Origin of the sequence: Kitasatospora sp. NPDC028055, assembly GCF_040637885.1 — a bacterium.
Taxonomy (GTDB): domain Bacteria; phylum Actinomycetota; class Actinomycetes; order Streptomycetales; family Streptomycetaceae; genus Kitasatospora.
The window spans coordinates 68431-82715 of sequence record NZ_JBEZXE010000035.1 but is presented as its reverse complement, the minus strand read 5'-3'; the positions used below and the strand labels follow the sequence as shown (position 1 = coordinate 82715).

Below are 14285 nucleotides of genomic sequence, written 5' to 3'. Positions count from 1 at the left end.
GGGGGTCCCGGCGGGTCCGAACACGCTTCCTACCGTCGCGCCGGTATGGTCTACGCTGGTAAAAGTGGGGCAAAGCTTCGGTTCCGCCCCAGCACGACCTGTACCGCACCGACCAGAGGAGTGACACTCCCCCTCGATGGACGATCCGTCCGGTAGTACCTGCGCCGCCTCGCTTCCGACCCCCGGAAGGCAGGCGGCACTGTGATCACCGCCTGGCTGCTGTTGCTCGCGGCTGTGCTCTTGATCCTCGCCAACGGCCTCTTCGTGGCCGCCGAGTTCGCCTTCGTGACCGCCGACCGGGGCGCGGTGGAACGTTCCGCCGAAACCGGCGACGTCAAGTCCCGCCGGGTCTCCCGGGCCCTGCGGCACCTGTCCTTCGAGCTCTCCGGCGCCCAACTGGGCATCACCGTCACCTCGCTGGTGGTCGGCATGCTCGCCGAGCCGGCCCTGTCGACCCTGCTCTCGCCCGTGATGTCGGGCATCGGGGTGCCGGACTCGGCCGCCCGCGGCGTCGCCGTGGTGGTCGGCATGGTGGTGGCGACCGTCGTGCAGATGGTGATCGGCGAGCTGGTGCCGAAGAACTGGGCGATCTCCCGCCCGCTCCAGGTGGCCCGCGCGGTCGCCGCCCCGCACATGGCCTTCTCCTTCGCCTGCCGCCCGCTGATCAGCTTCCTGAACGGCGCCGCGGACCGCACCGTCCGGGCCTTCGGCATCGAGCCGCAGGAGGAGCTGGAGCACGCCCGCACCCCGGCCGAGCTGGTCTCGCTGGCCCGGCACTCGGCCAAGGCCGGCGCGATAGACGAGGAGTCGGCGACCCTGTTCGTCCGCACCCTCGGCCTCAGCGAGCTCACCGCCGAGTCGGTGATGACCCCGCGGATCGACGTCGCCGCCCTCCAGCGCGACGCCACCGCCTCCGACGTCATCAACCTGACCCGGGCCACTGGCCTGTCCCGCTTCCCGGTCTACACCGACACCGTGGACGAGATCACCGGCATCGTGACGCTCAAGGACGCCCTCGCCGTCCCGGCCGCCCGCCGCGGCCTGGTCCGGGTCGCCGAGCTGGCCTCGCCGCCGCTGCTGGTGCCCGAGACCCTGCCCGCAGAGCGGCTGCTGGACCAGCTGCGCCGCCTCCAGCCGATGGCCATCGTGGTCGACGAGTACGGCGGCACCGCCGGGGTCGTCACCGTCGAGGACATCGTCGAGGAGATCGTCGGCGAGGTGCAGGACGAGCACGACCCCGAGGACCACCCCGACCTGCTCCAGCTGCCGGCCGTCAACGGCCTGCCCGCCTGGGAGGCGGACGGCCGTGCCCGGCTCGACCAGCTGGAGGTGATCGGCCTGAACGCCCCGGACGGCCCGTACGAGACCCTGGCCGGTCTGGTCTCCGACCTGCTCGGCAAGCTCCCCGAGGTGGGTGAGCAGGCCGAGCTGCCCGGCTGGCGGTTCACCGTGACCGGCGTCGACCGGCACCGCACCAGCCAGGTCCGGGTGGAGCGCACCAGCGCGCCCGGCCGGTTCGGCGAGAACGGGGAGAACGTCCGATGACCGTGCTCCAACTCGCCGTCGCCGTCCTGCTCCTGCTCGGCAACGCCTTCTTCGTCGGCGCCGAGTTCGCCGTCGTCTCGGTGCGCCGCAGCCAGATCGAGCCGCTCGCCGAGGCCGGGCACAAGCGCGCCCGGACGGTGCTGCACGCGCTGTCCAACGTCTCCGCGATGCTGGCCGCCGCCCAACTCGGCATCACCGTCTGCTCGCTGGGCCTCGGTGCGCTCGCCGAGCCGACCATCGCCTCGCTGCTGGAGGACCCCTTCCACGCGATCGGCGTCCCGGCGGGCCTGATGCACCCGCTCTCGTACGGGATCTCGCTGGCCCTCGTGGTCTTCCTGCACATGGTGCTGGGCGAGATGGTGCCGAAGAACATGGCGATGGCCGGCCCGGAGCGGGCCGCGCTGCTGCTCGGCCCGCCGCTGGACCGGCTGGCCCGCTGGCTCACCCCGGTGATCCGGGCGCTCAACGCCTTCGCCAACGGCGTGCTGCGGCTGTTCCGGGTGGAGGCCAAGGACGAGGTCGAGTCGGTGTTCACCACCGAGCAGCTGATGTACCTGCTGGTCGACTCCCGGGACGCCGGCCTGCTCGACGAGGACCGCCAGGAACGCCTGGAGGACGCCCTGGAGCTGGGCCGCCGCCCGGTCACCGACGTCCTGCTGCGGCCCGAGCAGCTGGTCACCGTGGACCCGAAGGCGACCGCCGCCGAGGTCGAGGAGCTCGCCCTGCGCACCGGCTTCTCGCGCTTCCCGGTCACCGACGGGGACCCGGCCGGCCACGGCTACCTGGGCTACCTCCACCTCAAGGACATCCTCGACGTGGACGACCCGTCGGCGCCCGTCCCGGCCCGGCTGTGGCGGCCGATCACGGTGCTGCGCGGCAGCCTCCCGCTGGACGACGCCCTCGGCGCGATGCGCCGGGCCACCTGCCACCTGGCCGCCGTGCTGGACCAGGACGGCCGGACGGTCGGCGTGGTGATGCTGGAGGACGTCCTGGAGGAACTGGTCGGCGAGATGCACGACCCGGACCACCGGACGAGCGCCTAGCCACCGGAACCAGCGGAAGCACGGGAAGACCCTCCTCCGCCGACGGCGTGTCCGCCGAGGGCGAATCTGCCCACAGCAGGCAACGGTTCCCAGGCCGGCCGCCCCGGGGGAGGGTGGTCGGCATGAGACTCCTGCTGCTGGGTGGAACGAAGTTCGTCGGACGGGCCGTCGCCGAGGAGGCACTGGCCAGGGGATGGGAGGTGACGGCCCTCAACCGCGGCACGCAGCCCGCGCCCGAGGGCGTCCGGGTGCTGCGCGGCGACCGCACCGCCGAGGACGGCCTGGCCGCACTCGGCACGGGGGAGTGGGACGCGGTGGTGGACACCTGGTCCTGGGCCCCGGCGGCGGTGCGCGACAGCGCCCGGCGGCTGAACGGGCGGGTCGGCCACTACGCGTACGTCTCCAGCCGCTCGGTGTACGACCACCCGCTGCGCGCCGGGGCCGACGAGACCGCGCCGGTGGTCGACTCCGACCCGGACCTCACCGGCGAGGTGGGCTACGCGGAGGCCAAGCGCGGCGCCGAACTGGCCCTGGAGGCGGAGTTCGGCGGACGCGCCCTGCTGGTCCGCGCCGGACTGATCCTCGGCCCGTACGAGGACATCGGCCGGCTGCCGTGGTGGCTGAACCGGATCGCCCGGGGCGGCCCGGTGCTCGCCCCGGGCCCGCGCGAGCTGCCGCTGCAGTACATCGACGGCCGCGACCTCGCCGCCTGGACCCTGGACGCGGTGGTGGCCCGGCTGGGCGGACCGTACAACGTGGTCAGCCCGGCCGGTCACACCACCATGGGCGGGCTGCTGGAGGCCTGCGTCGGGGCCACCGGCTCGGACGCCGAGCTGCGCTGGACGGATCCGGAGCGGATCCTGGCGGCCGGTGTGCAGCCGTGGACGGAGCTGCCGGTCTGGCTGGCGCCCGGTGAGCTCTACGACTTCCTGCACGGCGCCTCGGTCGCCCGCGCCGTCGCCGCCGGGCTGCGCTGCCGCCCGGTCGCCGAGACGGTCGAGGACACCTGGGCCTGGCTGCGGTCGATCGGTGGCGAGGCCCCGCAGCGCGCCGACCGGCCGAGCGTCGGGCTCGACCCGGAGCGCGAGGCGGAGCTGCTCGACGGCTGAGGCCCGGAGCGCGAGGCGGAGCTGCTCGACGGCTGAGGCCCGGTGGGGGAGCCGGTCGTCAGCTCCGGCCGTCGATCAGCTCCCCGTACGCCTGCACCAGGTCCGGCAGCCGCAGCGTCGCCAGGTCCTCCCGGCCCGGCGGTTCGCGCAGCAGCGACAGCCGCAGGTCCCGGTAGGCGCAGGACTTCTCGTACAGGGTGCGGATGAACCGGCCGTTGCCCAGCTCGTCGATCCAGCCCTCGCGCACCACGTGGGTGCAGATGCTGGCCAGCTCCTCGGCCGCGTCCTCGTCCCAGCCGTCGCCGTCCCGGCCGGCCAGCGCCGCGCCGATCGCGGTCAGCTCGTTCGGGCGGTAGCTCGGGAAGTCGACCCGGGTGGTGAAGCGGGAGTTGAGGCCGGGGTTGGTGGCGAGCAGCCGGTTCATCCCCTCCGGGTAGCCGGCCAGGATCACCACCAGCCGGTCCCGGTTGTCCTCGGCCCGCTTGAGCAGCACCTGGAGCGCCTCGTCGCCGTAGGCGTCGCCCTTGGTGTAGCCGGAGTTGGAGAGGCTGTACGCCTCGTCGATGAACAGCACGCCGTCCAGCGCGGAGTCGATCAGTTCGTTCGCCTTGACGGCGGTCTGGCCGAGGAACTCGCCCACCAGGTCCGCGCGTTGGGCCTCCACCAGGTGGTCGCCGGAGAGCAGTCCGAGGGCGTGGAAGACCCGGCCGAGGATCCGTGCCACGGTGGTCTTGCCGGTGCCGGAGGGGCCGGAGAAGACGAAGTGCCGCTTCGGCGGCTGGACCGGCAGCCCCTGCTCGGCGCGCAGCCGCGACATTCTCAACTGTGCCGACAGCGCCCTGACTTGGCGCTTGACCGGCTCCAGGCCCACCATCAGCGAGAGTTCGGCCAGGGCCGCGTCCAACTCCCGCTCGTTGCCCGCGGTCCGGGGCGGCGGAGCGGCGGCGGTGCGGGGCTGGGCCTCGCCGCGCACCGGCAGCGGCGGGGGCGGCGCGGCGGGGCCGGCCGGCGCGCCCGAACCCGAGCGTTCACCGGCCGTCTGGGGTGCGCCGTCCGCCGGGGCGGTGTCCGCTTCCGCTGCGGTGAGCGGGCCGTCCACGAGGGTCGCGTCCACTGCGGGCCCGCCGCCGACCGGGGTGGCGCCGGTGCCGAACTCGGCGTCGTAGAGCGGCCCTTCGGCGTATCCGGGGTCGTCCTGGTAGCCCGTCCCACCGCCCACCCCGGCTCCGTCCGGCCCCGCGCCGTCGAGCCCGACGCCGTCCAGCCCCGCACCGTCAAGGCCGGTCCCGTCGAGCCCGGTCCCGTCGAGGCCGACGCCGTCCGGGCCGGTCCCGTCCAGCCCGCCCGAGCGCCCGTCCGCGAGCAGCCCGTCCGCGAGCGCGTCCTCGGCCGAGATGGCCGCCAGCCGGGCCGAGGTGTCCATGAACGCCGGGTCCGCCCGGTGCACCGCCCGGTACAGCGGCAGCGCTGCGGCGCTGCGTCCGGCCCCCTCGTACGCCCGGGCCAGCCAGTAGCGCAGCTCCTTGCGCTGCGGCTGCTCGGAGCGGCAGCGGGCCAGCGAGGCGGCCAGCGGGGCCTGCGCCTGGGCGCACATGTCCAGCCGCACCCGGGCCATCCCGGCGAAGAGCCCGGCCTCGATGCCCAGCAGCGGGTCGTCCAACAGCCGGTCGGTGTCCCTGATCAACTGCTCCCAGTCCTTGAGCAGGTAGGACCGGCAGGCGTACAGGAACTGCGCGGACGGGTCCTCGCTGGGGGCCGGGCACTGCTCCAACGCCCGGTCCAGCTCGGCCAGGTGGCGGCCGTCCAGCCAGTGCGAGGCGTGCGCCAGCGCGAGGTCGCGGGTGTCCTCCAGCACCGGCTGCACCCACCAGCCCAGCCAGTACCAGGAGCTGAGCGGGCGGCGGTGCAGTCGCCGCTGCTCGCCGAAGCGGTTCTGGTTGCGGTACATCGCGAGCAGGGCGGCCGAGGTGTCGCTGCGCAGGGCGTGCAGGCCGAGCCAGGCGTCGGCCATGCCGGGGTCCAGCCGGACGGCGGCCCGGAACTCCTCCTCGGCCCGGGCGTAGGCGCCGGCCGTGTAGGCGTCCATGGCCCGCAGCCAGGCCCGGTCGGCGAGCCGGTCCGGGCCGCCCGCCGTGCTGTCGGAACTGTCGACCGTCGTCACTCACGCCCCCCGCGGTGTGGCCCGGGGCTCGGCCGGCGGATCGCCTGTGCGCAGCCGGGCCGGTGGTCGTCGAGCCCCCGGGGCGCATATGCGCCTACCGGGAATCGTACCGGCGCGGGGCTGATCCGGAAGGGTGCCGCACAGGGTCAAATGCGATCGTGCACAAGGTGGTTGGGCGGCCGGATGGCCGAAAAACCGCTGACCGGCGGGCTGCGGGAGGGGACCGGACGGCGCCCCCGGCTCACGGGGGAACAAGTCGGGAGCGCCGGGTCCGAAGCGGCCGGAACGATGAGTTCCAGCGACTGACGAGAACCTAAGTCCTGGCGATGTCGCAGGTCAAGGGCTTAGTTGAAGTTTCACCGACAGTGCTCGACGCGATCCGCCCGGTCACCCCGTCGACCCTGGTGGCGGCGTACGGACGGCTCGGGTCGGCGGCGAAGTGCGCCGCCTCCGCGCGGGCCCAACCGGCCCAGAACGCGGCGAGTTCCGGCCCGTCCCGCTCCTCACCGCGCCGGCGGGCCGCAGTGGCCTCCAGCTCCATCCAGATCACCCGGGCCAGCCAGGGCCGCACCTCGCGGCGCCCCGCGCCGACCCCCTCCACCAGCACCACCGGGGCGAGCGGTACCCGGGCGGTGCCGGCGAAGCGGCGCAGGGTCCAGTCGTACACCCGGTGCTCCGCGGGCCGGCCGGCCGCCAGCGGCTCCAGCACCTGCTCGCGCAGCCGTCCCGCCCAGCCGAAGAGCTCGGTGTGCGTGGCCAGGTCGTCGAGGTGGACCACCGGCGCGCCGCCGAGCGCCACTGCCAGCCGCCCGGCGAAGGTCGTCTTGCCGGAGCCCGCGTGCCCGTCCACCGCGACCAGCCGCACCGGCCCGCAGGAGGGCGGCAGCGCCCGCAGCTCCCGGGCCAGCCCGGCCAGCGCATCGCTCCCGTCGGCCGGCGCATCGCTCCCGGCTGCCGGTACGTCGAGCCCGGCCGGCGGGTCGCCGGGAACGGGCGGACGGGGGGAGCGAGCGGTTCCGGATGCAGCCACAACGTCAACCCTACGGTGCCGTAGCCCACCACTGCGGACAGATCATCTGCGCAGGTCGTGACGGCAGCGCGGGTTTCGGGCATACTCGCCTTCGCCACGCCTGTGAACGGCCGTTCACCGCAACCCGGTGCCGGTCGGGCCGACCTGCCACACCCGCGCCGGACCACCCGCCACCCCGGGCCGGCGCCCGATCGAGGAGGCGACCCTCGCCATGACCCCGTCCCCCGTGAAAGCCGTGGAGCGCCAGCTGCCCAGCGAGGAGGCCCGCGAGCTGCTGAGCCTCACCCGGGACCTGGTCCAGCGCGAGCTCCGGCCGCGCGCGGTGGAGGACGAGGCCGCGGACCGCTTCCCCCGGGAGGTCTTCCGCACCCTCGGCGAGGCCGGCCTGCTCTCCCTCCCGTACGACGAGAAGTACGGCGGCGGCGAGCAGCCCTACGAGGTGTACCTCCAGGTCCTGGAGGAGCTGGCCGCGGGCTGGCTGGCGGTCGGCCTCGGCGTCAGCGTGCACACCCTGTCCTGTCACGCGCTGGCCACCTTCGGCAGCGACGAGCAGCGGGAGAAGTGGCTGCCCGGCATGCTCTCCGGCGAGCAGCTCGGCGCCTACTGCCTCTCCGAGCCGCAGTCCGGCTCCGACGCGGCGGCCCTGCGCACCCGCGCCGACCTCGACGGGGACGAGTACGTCGTCAACGGCACCAAGGCCTGGATCACCCACGGCGGTCAGGCCGACTTCTACAGCGCCCTGGTGCGCACCGGGGTGGACGGCCCCAAGGGCATCAGCTGCCTGCTCGTGCCCGGCGCCCAGCCGGGCCTGTCGGCCGCGCCGCCGGAGCACAAGATGGGCATGCGGTCCTCGCCGACCGCCCAGCTGCACTTCGACGGCGCCCGGGTGGCTCGCGAGCGGCTGATCGGCGAGGAGGGCCAGGGCTTCCAGATCGCGCTCGCCGCGCTTGACTCCGGCCGCCTCGGCATCGCCGCCTGTGCCGTCGGCGTCGCCCAGGCCGCGCTCGACCTCGCCGTCGACTACGCCCGCACCCGGCGCCAGTTCGGCCGCCCGATCGCGGACTTCCAGGGCCTGTCCTTCATGCTCGCCGACATGGCCACCCAGATCGAGGCCGGGCGTTCGCTCTACCTCGCCGCCGCGCGGCTGCGGGACGCGGGCCGGCCGTTCTCCAAGGAGGCGGCGATGGCCAAGCTGTTCTGCACCGACGCCGCGATGCGGGTGGCCACCGACGCCGTCCAGGTGCTCGGCGGCTACGGCTACACCCAGGACTTCCCGGCCGAGCGCTACATGCGCGAGGCCAAGGTGCTGCAGATCGTCGAGGGCACCAACCAGATCCAGCGCCTGGTGATCGGCCGCCACCTCACCAAGGGCTGAGCCGAAGTCCGGCCGGGCCCCGAAGTCCGGCGGGGCCCCGGCCCGGCCCCGAAGCCCGGCCCGAGGCCGCGGCCTCCCCGATACGGCCCCCGGTCGTCACTCCAGGGTGCGGAGTGACGACCGGGGGCGATTCTCTGACCGGGCGTCAACTCGCCCGACATCGAAGGGAATCAGCGCCGCGCGAGCCGTCGGCGCTGCTCCGGGATGGTGGCGAGCGGGACAGTCGAGGCGAGCTGCCGCCCGGCCTTGGCCGGGGCGCCGACGCCCGCGCCGGCACCGGCCCCCGCACCCGCGCCGCGCACCGGGCGGTGCACCAGCGCGTGCGAGAACGGCTGGGTGCGCCAGTCGAGTCCGCTCGGGAGCTTGAACAGCGCCTCGAACCGGGTCGGTTCGGCGTCCTCCCGGATCTCCGCCTCGGCCAGGTCGTCGGTCAGGGTGCCCGAGCCGGGGCAGATCGCGGGGGCGAAGGGGTTCCATGCCGTCGGCAGCAGGGCGTGCTGCGGCAGCCGCTCCTCGTCCGCCACCAGGGCGATCGGGCGGCGGCACTCGGGGCAGTGGACCCGGAAGATGTCCCAGGTCTCGGCGTCGCCGGGGTCGGTGCCCGGCGCGTGGTCGACCGCGAGGTCGTCGCGGCCGGTCGGATCGTCGGTCTCGTCGAGAGCCAGCGCGCGCTGGTCGGTAGCAGGCATGGAGATCCCCCTAGGATCGGGCCCGGCGTGGTCGCTCTGGGGCCACAACCAGCACTTCCCGCCGATTCGGGCTCATAACCCTGCGGAGTTGCGCACCGTGATGCACCGGGTGTGTCCTTGGCCACACCGCCCGCCACATTCACCAGGCACATGCCCCTGCGACACCTGCAGTCCGACCCCGTGCCACCACCGTGCGCCCCCCGTGCTCCCCGAGCGGGTAGGTTTGCGCACCGTGGAGGATCTCGACCAACGCATCGTCCAGCTGCTCCTAGAGGACGGCCGGATGAGCTACACGGACCTGGGCAAGGCCACCGGCCTGTCCACCTCGGCGGTGCACCAGCGGGTGCGCCGCCTCGAACAGCGCGGGGTGATCCGCGGCTACACCGCGATCGTCGACCCCGACGCCGTCAACCTGGCGCTGACCGCGTTCATCTCGGTCAAGCCCTTCGACCCCAGCGCCCCGGACGACACCCCGGAGAGACTGGCCGGCCTGCCCGAGATCGAGGCCTGCCACAGCGTCGCCGGCGACGAGAACTACATCCTCAAGGTCCGGGTCGGCGCCCCCGGGGACCTGGAGGACCTGCTGGCCCGGATCCGCAGCGCCGCCGGAGTGTCCACCCGCACCACCGTGGTGCTCTCCACTCCCTACGAGGCACGACCCCCGAAGATCTGAGGGCGAACCGGCGGGGTGCAGACTTGGGCGCATGACCGAACGCACCAGCCCTCCTTGCCCGCCCTCGGGCCGGAGGGGCCCACGGACCGTCCTGCTGCGCGGCGGCGCCGTCTACAGCCCCGCCGACCCCTTCGCCACCGCGATGCTCGTGGAGGGCGGGCACATCGCCTGGGTCGGCAGTGACGGCGCCGCCGAGGCGTACGCCGCGACCGCCGACGAGATCGTCGAGCTGGACGGCGCCCTGGTCACCCCCGCCTTCGTGGACGCCCACGTGCACGCCACCGCCACCGGCCTGGCGCTCACCGGACTCGACCTCACCGGCAGCCCCTCGCTGGCCGCCGCACTGGCCGCCGTCACCGCCTTCGTCGAGGCGCAGCCGGAGCCCGGCGGGGTGCTGATCGGCCACGGCTGGGACGAGACCGGCTGGCCCGAGGGCCGCCCGCCCACGCTCGCCGAACTCGACGCGGCCGCCCGCGGCGCGGCGCTCTACCTCTCCCGGACGGACGTCCACTCCGCGCTCGCCACCACCGCGCTGCGCACCCTCACCGAGGGCCTCGCCGAGCGCCCCGGCCACCACGCCGACGGCCCGCTCACCAAGGACGCCCACCACGCCGTCCGGCAGACCGCGCTGGCGCACCTCACCCCCGAGCAGCGCCGCCGCGCCCAGCGCGCCACCCTGGCCCGCGCCGCCGAGCTCGGCATCGGCGCCCTGCACGAGTGCGCCGGCCCGGAGATCTCCTCCGAGGCCGACCTGGCGGCCCTGCTGGAGCTGGCCGCCGAGGGCGAGGGCCCCGAGGTCTTCGGCTACTGGGGCGAGCTGGGCGGTATCGAGACCGCCCGCCGGCTCGGCGCGGTGGGCGCCGGCGGCGACCTCTTCGTGGACGGCGCGCTCGGCTCGCACACCGCCTGCCTGCACGCCCGGTACGCCGACGCCGAGCACACCGGCACCGCCTACCTGACCGCCGAGCAGGTCGCCGACCACGTCGCCGCCTGCACCGAGGCCGGGCTGCAGGCCGGATTCCACGCGATCGGCGACGCGGCGCTCACCGCCGTGATCGACGGCGTGCGCACGGCCGGCGAGCGGGTCGGCGCCGACCGGGTCAAGGCGCTGCGCCACCGCGTCGAGCACGCCGAGGCCCTGGACGACAAGGCGATCGCGGCCCTCGGCGAACTCGGCCTCACCGCCTCCGTCCAGCCCGCCTTCGACGCCGCCTGGGGCGGCCCGGACGGCATGTACGCGCAGCGCCTGGGCGCGGAGCGGGCGGCCGGTCTCAACCCGTACGCGGCCCTGCTGCGCGCCGGTGTCCCGCTGGCCTTCGGCTCGGACGCCCCGGTCACCCCGCTCGACCCCTGGGGCACCGTCCGGGCCGCGGCGTTCCACCGGACCCTGGAGCACCGGATCTCGGTCCGGGCCGCCTTCACCGCCCACACCCGCGGCGGCTGGCGTGCGATCGGCCGTGACCACGACGGCGTGCTGGTGCCCGGCGCGGTCGCCAACTACGCGCTCTGGGCCGCCGACGAGCTGGTCGTCCAGGCCCCGGACTCCCGGGTGGCGGGCTGGTCCACCGACCCGCGCTCCGGTACCCCCGGCCTGCCCGACCTCACCCCGGGCCACGAACTCCCGGTCTGCCTGCGCACGGTGGTCCGCGGCCGCACGGTGTACGAGCGGCAAGGGTAAGACCGGGTACGACCCGTAGGCCGGTGTGCGAGCGCTAATTCGGGTGATCGGCGGGCGGCCGCCCTCGTAGGGTGCCGACCATGACCGAGATCGTCCCCGCCGACTTCACCGTCCCGCGCGAGCTGCTCGCCCCGGAGTTCCGCCTGGAGCCCCTGGGCGAGCAGCACAACGCCTCCGACCACGCCGCCTGGACGGGCAGCATCGAGCACATCCGTGCCACCCCCGGCTGGGCCGGCCGCGGCTGGCCGCCTGCCGACGGCATGTCCCTGGCGGACAACCTCGCCGACCTGCGCCGGCACGCCGCCGACTTCGAGGCCCGCCGGGGCTTCACCTACACCGTCCTGGAGCCGGACCGGGACGAGGTGATCGGCTGCGTCTACATCTACCCGGACCGCGAGGACGCCTCCCTGGTCTCGGTCAGCTCCTGGGTCCGCGCCGACCGCGCCGAGCTGGACGCCCCGCTGTACCGCGCGGTCTCCGCCTGGCTCACCGACCACTGGCCGCTGGGGCGCTTCCGCTACACGGAGCGCTGACCCCACCACCCCCCGAACCGGCCCAGCACCCTGACCTCACGCGCCCGCGACGTTCCGGGGTACCTTCTTCGCACAGCGTCCTAACAGCAAGCCTCAGGAAGATGGTGCGCCGGTGGCCATGCCCGTCACCCAGGAGCGGTCCGGGACCGCTCCCGAGCCGCAGGAACCGGCCCCGGCCCCCGGCCGCCTGGCCCGCGCGCTCGCCAAGGTCCGGGCCGGCCTGCCGCGCACCGGCCTCGCCGCGCTGTCCGGCCTGCTGCTCGCGCTCGCCTTCCCGCCGTACGACCTCTGGCCGCTGTCGCTGCTGGGCGTCGCCGCGCTGTCGCTGCTCACCCGCGGCCGCACCTTCCGCCAGGGCGCCTGGACGGGCTTCGCCTTCGGCCTCCCGTTCTTCCTGATGCTGCTCAGCTGGCTGCGGGTGGTCGGCTGGGACGCGACCGTCGGCCTGTCGGTGATCGAGGCGCTGTTCCTGGCCCTGCTCGGCGGGGCGCTGGCGCTCACCTCCCGGCTGCCCGGCTGGGCGTTCTGGGCGGCCGCCCTCTGGGTCACCCAGGAGTGGGCGCGCGACCGGCTGCCGCTGGGCGGCTTCCCCTGGGGCCGGCTGGCCTTCGCCAACACCGCGACGCCGTACACCCCGCTGGCCGCCCTCGGCGGCGCGCCCCTGGTCACCTTCGCCGTCGCCCTGTCCGGCACCCTGCTCGCCTGGGCGGCGCTGCGCCTGCGCGGGCCGGGCCGGGCCCCGAAGGCGGCGGCGCTGGCGGCGCTCGGCGCGGTGGCCGTGCTGCTGGCCGGCTTCCTCGTGCCGGTGCCCACCGCCGCGGCCGACACGGTGAAGGTCGCCATCGTCCAGGGCAACGTGCCCAACCCGGGCATGGACTTCCTGGGCCGCCCGATGATGGTGCTCAACAACCACGCCTCGGCCACCGAGCGGCTCGCCGCCGACGTGCAGGCCGGCAAGGTCCCGCGCCCCGACGTGGTGATCTGGCCGGAGAACTCCTCCGACCTGGACCCGTTCAGCGACCCGCTGGCCCGCCAGCGCATCGACGAGGCGGTCAAGGCCGTCGGGGTGCCCACCCTGGTCGGCACCCTGGTGGACGGCCCGGACGCGCAGCACGTCCAGAACGAGGGCATCGTCTGGGACCCGGTCACCGGCCCCGGCGCCTCCTACACCAAGCAGCACCCCGTCCCGTTCGGCGAGTACGTGCCGTTCCGGGCCCAGCTGATGAAGGTGATCACCCGCCTCCAGCGGGTCGCCCGCGACTTCTACCCCGGCGACCACAACGGCGTGATGCAGCTCGGCCCGGCGAGGATCGGCGACGTGATCTGCTTCGAGGTGGCCTACGACGAGATCGTCCGGGACACCGTGGACAGCGGCGCCCGCGTCCTGGTCGTGCAGACCAACAACGCGACCTACGCCGAGACGGGCCAGCCCGAGCAGCAGCTGGCGATGAGCCGGCTGCGCGCGGTCGAGCACGGCCGGGCCGTGCTGATCGCCGCCACCAGCGGCATCAGCGCCGTGATCGCCCCGGACGGCACCGTCGAGCAGCGCACCCAGGAGCTGACCCCGGCCGAGCTGTCCGCCACCGTCCCGCTGCGCGACGGCACCACGGTGGCCGACCGGGTCGGCGCCGTCCCGGAGTGGACGCTGGCCGTCGGCGGCCTGCTGGCCTGCGCCGCCGCCCTGCTGGCCGGCCGCCGCAGGAAGGCCGCGGACGGAACACCGGCCGCCGCGGAATCGTTGGACCAGGTGGTGCCGTAGCCGGCCCGGACCTCCCGTGCGGCGCGCAGAGCACCGCTTGGAGTGGATTCGTATCGTGACCCAGCAAGCTACCCCCGCCCGTCCGGCCCCGCGTAGCAGGCTCCGCCGGGTGCTGCCGCTGCTGTTCACCGCCTGGCTGGTGCTGGAGATCTGGCTGCTGGTGCAGGTGGCCTCCTGGCTCGGCGGCCTCACCGTCCTGCTGCTGCTCATCGTCGGCGCGGTGATCGGCGGCTCGCTGATCAAGCGGGCGGGGCTCAAGGCCCTGTCGGCGGCGATCGAGCAGAGCAAGAACCCGCAGTCCGAGCAGCCGCAGACCGGCACCAGCATGACGGTGGGGGCCGGGCTGCTGCTGATCGTGCCGGGCTTCCTGTCCGACCTGGTCGCCCTGACCCTGCTGTTCCCGCCGACCAGGGCGCTGTGGCGGGCGGCCGGCCGCAGGATCGCGAACAAGGCGATGCGCAGCACCGCCACCGTCGGCTCCGACGCCTTCGCGGACGCGATACGGCTGCAGGAGCAGATGCGCATCCACCGCCCGGACGGCAAGGTCATCCGGGGCGAGGTGGTCGACCCGGAGACCGGTCCGCCCGGGCCGCAGGGCCCCGACACCACCTACCGCCCGCCGATCGCCGGCTGACCCGTCCGGAGCCGCGCCGCCGATCGCCGGACGGGTCAGCCGGCACAGCTCCGGAC

General features: G+C 74.7%; 12 protein-coding genes. 9 read left to right on the top strand and 3 right to left on the bottom strand.

What is annotated here, in order from left to right; translation table 11 throughout:
- Positions 1-201 precede the first annotated feature (201 nt).
- From AB0F71_RS28545 to AB0F71_RS28535, 3 genes are all read left to right on the top strand, one after another.
- Positions 202-1545 carry a hemolysin family protein gene (locus AB0F71_RS28545; protein ID WP_360239850.1) on the top strand — a complete coding sequence of 448 codons (1344 nt, stop codon included), beginning with the start codon at positions 202-204 and terminating at the stop codon, positions 1543-1545.
- On the top strand, positions 1542-2588 hold the full coding sequence (locus AB0F71_RS28540) for a hemolysin family protein (protein WP_360239847.1): 1047 nt from the start codon (positions 1542-1544) through the stop codon (positions 2586-2588). The genes AB0F71_RS28545 and AB0F71_RS28540 overlap by 4 nt, the downstream gene beginning before the upstream one ends.
- A gap of 122 nt (positions 2589-2710) precedes the next feature.
- The gene (locus AB0F71_RS28535) at positions 2711-3697 is read left to right on the top strand and encodes an NAD-dependent epimerase/dehydratase family protein (RefSeq protein WP_360239844.1); all 987 of its coding nucleotides are present in this window, start codon (positions 2711-2713) and stop codon (positions 3695-3697) included.
- Positions 3698-3755: 58 nt separating this feature from the next.
- On the opposite strand, the gene AB0F71_RS28530 is transcribed toward AB0F71_RS28535, so the two are convergent.
- Both AB0F71_RS28530 and AB0F71_RS28525 read right to left on the bottom strand, forming a co-directional pair.
- Entirely contained in the window at positions 3756-5783 is a 2028-nt protein-coding gene (locus tag AB0F71_RS28530; protein WP_360239924.1) for an AAA family ATPase, read from the bottom strand.
- A 388-nt stretch (positions 5784-6171) separates the two neighbouring features.
- Complete coding sequence (locus tag AB0F71_RS28525) at positions 6172-6774, bottom strand: hypothetical protein (RefSeq protein WP_360239921.1); 603 nt, start codon at positions 6772-6774, stop codon at positions 6172-6174.
- 325 nt (positions 6775-7099) lie between these two features.
- On the opposite strand from AB0F71_RS28525, the gene AB0F71_RS28520 reads away from it, so the two are divergent.
- A complete protein-coding gene (locus tag AB0F71_RS28520; RefSeq protein ID WP_360239841.1) occupies positions 7100-8263 on the top strand; it encodes an acyl-CoA dehydrogenase family protein in 1164 nt (387 codons plus the stop codon).
- Between the two features lie 170 nt (positions 8264-8433).
- Here AB0F71_RS28520 and AB0F71_RS28515 read toward each other — a convergent pair whose 3' ends face one another.
- Complete coding sequence (locus AB0F71_RS28515) at positions 8434-8952, bottom strand: hypothetical protein (RefSeq protein ID WP_360239838.1); 519 nt, start codon at positions 8950-8952, stop codon at positions 8434-8436.
- A gap of 232 nt (positions 8953-9184) precedes the next feature.
- Here AB0F71_RS28515 and AB0F71_RS28510 point away from each other — a divergent pair, with 232 nt between their 5' ends.
- The 5 genes from AB0F71_RS28510 to fxsA all read left to right on the top strand — a co-directional run bounded on the left by AB0F71_RS28510 (position 9185) and on the right by fxsA (position 14229).
- A complete protein-coding gene (locus AB0F71_RS28510) occupies positions 9185-9625 on the top strand; it encodes an Lrp/AsnC family transcriptional regulator (protein ID WP_360239835.1) in 441 nt (146 codons plus the stop codon).
- Between the two features lie 31 nt (positions 9626-9656).
- Positions 9657-11303: an amidohydrolase family protein gene (locus tag AB0F71_RS28505; protein ID WP_360239832.1), complete on the top strand. Its 1647-nt coding sequence runs from the start codon at positions 9657-9659 to the stop codon at positions 11301-11303.
- Between the two features lie 80 nt (positions 11304-11383).
- Complete coding sequence (locus AB0F71_RS28500) at positions 11384-11836, top strand: N-acetyltransferase (protein WP_360239829.1); 453 nt, start codon at positions 11384-11386, stop codon at positions 11834-11836.
- Positions 11837-11954: 118 nt separating this feature from the next.
- Positions 11955-13595: an apolipoprotein N-acyltransferase gene (lnt, locus tag AB0F71_RS28495; RefSeq protein WP_360239826.1), complete on the top strand. Its 1641-nt coding sequence runs from the start codon at positions 11955-11957 to the stop codon at positions 13593-13595.
- 55 nt (positions 13596-13650) lie between these two features.
- Positions 13651-14229, top strand: coding sequence for an FxsA family membrane protein (gene fxsA / locus AB0F71_RS28490; RefSeq protein ID WP_360239823.1), 579 nt, complete (start codon positions 13651-13653; stop codon positions 14227-14229).
- Positions 14230-14285: the final 56 nt, after the last annotated feature.

What these genes read in the sequence shown, in the direction of transcription:
- lnt (WP_360239826.1), top strand. Translation starts at nt 11,955, where the DNA reads ATGCCCGTCACCCAGGAGCGGTCCGGGACCGCTCCCGAGCCGCAGGAA.
- AB0F71_RS28505 (WP_360239832.1), top strand. Translation starts at nt 9,657, where the DNA reads ATGACCGAACGCACCAGCCCTCCTTGCCCGCCCTCGGGCCGGAGGGGC.
- AB0F71_RS28515 (WP_360239838.1), bottom strand. Translation starts at nt 8,952, where the DNA reads ATGCCTGCTACCGACCAGCGCGCGCTGGCTCTCGACGAGACCGACGAT.
- AB0F71_RS28520 (WP_360239841.1), top strand. Translation starts at nt 7,100, where the DNA reads ATGACCCCGTCCCCCGTGAAAGCCGTGGAGCGCCAGCTGCCCAGCGAG.
- AB0F71_RS28530 (WP_360239924.1), bottom strand. Translation starts at nt 5,783, where the DNA reads ATGGACGCCTACACGGCCGGCGCCTACGCCCGGGCCGAGGAGGAGTTC.
- AB0F71_RS28540 (WP_360239847.1), top strand. Translation starts at nt 1,542, where the DNA reads ATGACCGTGCTCCAACTCGCCGTCGCCGTCCTGCTCCTGCTCGGCAAC.
- AB0F71_RS28535 (WP_360239844.1), top strand. Translation starts at nt 2,711, where the DNA reads ATGAGACTCCTGCTGCTGGGTGGAACGAAGTTCGTCGGACGGGCCGTC.
- AB0F71_RS28500 (WP_360239829.1), top strand. Translation starts at nt 11,384, where the DNA reads ATGACCGAGATCGTCCCCGCCGACTTCACCGTCCCGCGCGAGCTGCTC.